Source organism: Atribacter sp. (genome assembly GCF_035418125.1).
GTDB lineage: Bacteria > Atribacterota > Atribacteria > Atribacterales > Atribacteraceae > Atribacter > Atribacter allofermentans.
Window position 1 is genome coordinate 1 of record NZ_DAOLQM010000326.1, and the last position, 2,029, is coordinate 2,029.

Annotated in this window: 3 protein-coding genes; all 3 read left to right on the forward strand. The window is 39.4% G+C overall.

The window, feature by feature from the left end; genetic code table 11:
* The first annotated feature begins 85 nt into the window (after nt 1–85).
* Nucleotides 86–388, forward strand: a complete 303-nt coding sequence (locus PLK24_RS11060) for a EutN/CcmL family microcompartment protein (protein WP_324479119.1) — start codon at nt 86–88, stop codon at nt 386–388.
* Nucleotides 389–403: 15 nt separating this feature from the next.
* Nucleotides 404–697 carry a EutN/CcmL family microcompartment protein gene (locus tag PLK24_RS11065; RefSeq protein ID WP_324479121.1) on the forward strand — a complete coding sequence of 98 codons (294 nt, stop codon included), beginning with the start codon at nt 404–406 and terminating at the stop codon, nt 695–697.
* 17 nt (nt 698–714) lie between these two features.
* The coding region (locus tag PLK24_RS11070; protein WP_324479123.1) for a 4Fe-4S dicluster domain-containing protein at nt 715–2,029 on the forward strand (1,315 nt) is incomplete at its 3' end.

Here is a 2,029-nt window from a genome sequence, read left to right on the forward strand (position 1 = left end):
CACATGCCAATGTTGATGAAGTTCTTCCTTTGGGAAGAGGTCAGGCTAAGAGCTCTTCGAAAGTTGTTTTTTGAAAGGTTGAAAAATGATATTAGCGAAAGTAATTGGAAATGTTGTATCTACAAGGAAAGAACCCAAAATTGAAGGCATAAAATTCTTGCTTTTGGAGAAAATCAATCCGACGACATTACAAGGCAGCGGAGATTACCTAGTAGCTATGGATAGTGTTGGGGCTGGAATAGGGGAAGTTGTGTTCTATGTTGCGGGGAGTAGTTCGCGTATGACAGCAGTCACTGAAGGAAAACCGAGTGATGCGACTATTGTTGCAATAGTGGATGCGATTGAAATAAAAGGATCTTACGTCTATCAAAAAGATCAGATTAGATAATAAAAAGAGGAAAAGATGAATTTTGGAAAGGTTCTCGGAACGGTAGTAAGTACCCAAAAAAATGACGGAATACAAGGAAAAAGGTACCTTTTGGTCCAATCCTGCCAGCCCAACGGTGATTTACTCAATGAGTTCCATATTGCTATTGATTTGGTTGGTTCTGGACATGATGAAATGGTGCTATTATCCCAAGGAAGCTCAGCTCGTCAAACCCAGGATACCTATCAAAAAGCGGTTGATTGCGTGATTATAGGGATTGTTGATTTGGTCGAGCGAAACGGTCAATTTCTATATCGGAAAAATAAATAAAATTGGATGATATGATAATGGATTTGATTGAAACCATTAAGCAGATGGGTGTTGTTGGAGCAGGAGGAGCAGGTTTCCCTACTCATGTCAAGCTTGGAAATCAAGTAGAAATAGTTATTGCTAATGGCACCGAATGCGAGCCTCTTTTATTTAATGATAAATATATATTAAACGAACATGGGAATGATGTTATCCAGGGTTTAAAGGTTGTTTTGCAAGCTACTGGTGCTAAAAAAGGGATCATCGCTCTTAAAAAAAAGCAAGTTCAGATCGTGGAGCGAGTGAAGTCTATTATTACCAATCATGAAAACATATCTCTTGCTTTGCTTGATGATTTTTATCCAGCTGGAGATGAGCAAATTTTAGTTTACATGGTTAGTGGGAGGGTTATTGCTCAAGGTCAGCTTCCAACGACTGTGGGATGTTTGGTAAGCAATGTAGAAACACTCAGGAATATTTATTTTGCTACTTTAGGGAAACCGGTTACCAGGCGTACCTTAACCTGTATTGGTGAGGTTAGGGAACCCTCAGTGGTTATAGCGCGGGTGGGGATGCCGATAGGAGATGTAATCTCCGAGTGTGGTGGGGTTTTAGTTGAAGATCTTGCGGTGATCGTGGGAGGTCCAATGATGGGTTATATTGAAAAAGACTTAAATTCGCCAATAACTAAAACCATGACCGGTTTGATTGTCCTTCCCCAAGATCATTTTTTAGTACGTCGGAAAACTATGCCTATGTCGTGGGTTGTCAAGCAAAGCAAGGCAGCCTGTTGTCAATGTACCTATTGTACTGAACTATGCCCAAGGTATCTTTTAGGCCATGAGCTATATCCTCATAAAATTATGAGAAATATCAATTTTGGTTTAGATGTTCCACCGGAAGTGATAGAGAATGCGTTTTTATGCAGCGAATGTGGTTTGTGCGAAGTTTTTGCATGTCCAATGGATCTTTCACCTCGAATGGTTAACCACGCCATTAAAACCAGCTTAACTGAAGCAAACTATCGTCCTCAACTAACAATTAAAAACCGGCAAAGTAGAGTGAATGATCTTATTAATAGAAAAATTCCTATTTCAAGAATTAAAGAAAGGCTTCATATTAGTCTCTATGACCGGAAAGAAATTAAATCAGTTGTAGAAACCAATCCCAAACGAGTTGAAATTTTACTGAAACAACATATAGGTGATACCTCAATTCCAGTTGTTCGCGAAGGTGACCTGGTTGAAGAAGGTATTCTTATTGGTGAGATTCCTTCTGGAAGTCTTGGAGCCAGGATTCATGCTAGTATTTCTGGTCGGGTAACCTTAGTTAATAATGAGAGAGTCATCATAA

What these genes read in the sequence shown, in the direction of transcription:
- PLK24_RS11060 (WP_324479119.1), top strand. Translation starts at nt 86, where the DNA reads ATGATATTAGCGAAAGTAATTGGAAATGTTGTATCTACAAGGAAAGAA.
- PLK24_RS11065 (WP_324479121.1), top strand. Translation starts at nt 404, where the DNA reads ATGAATTTTGGAAAGGTTCTCGGAACGGTAGTAAGTACCCAAAAAAAT.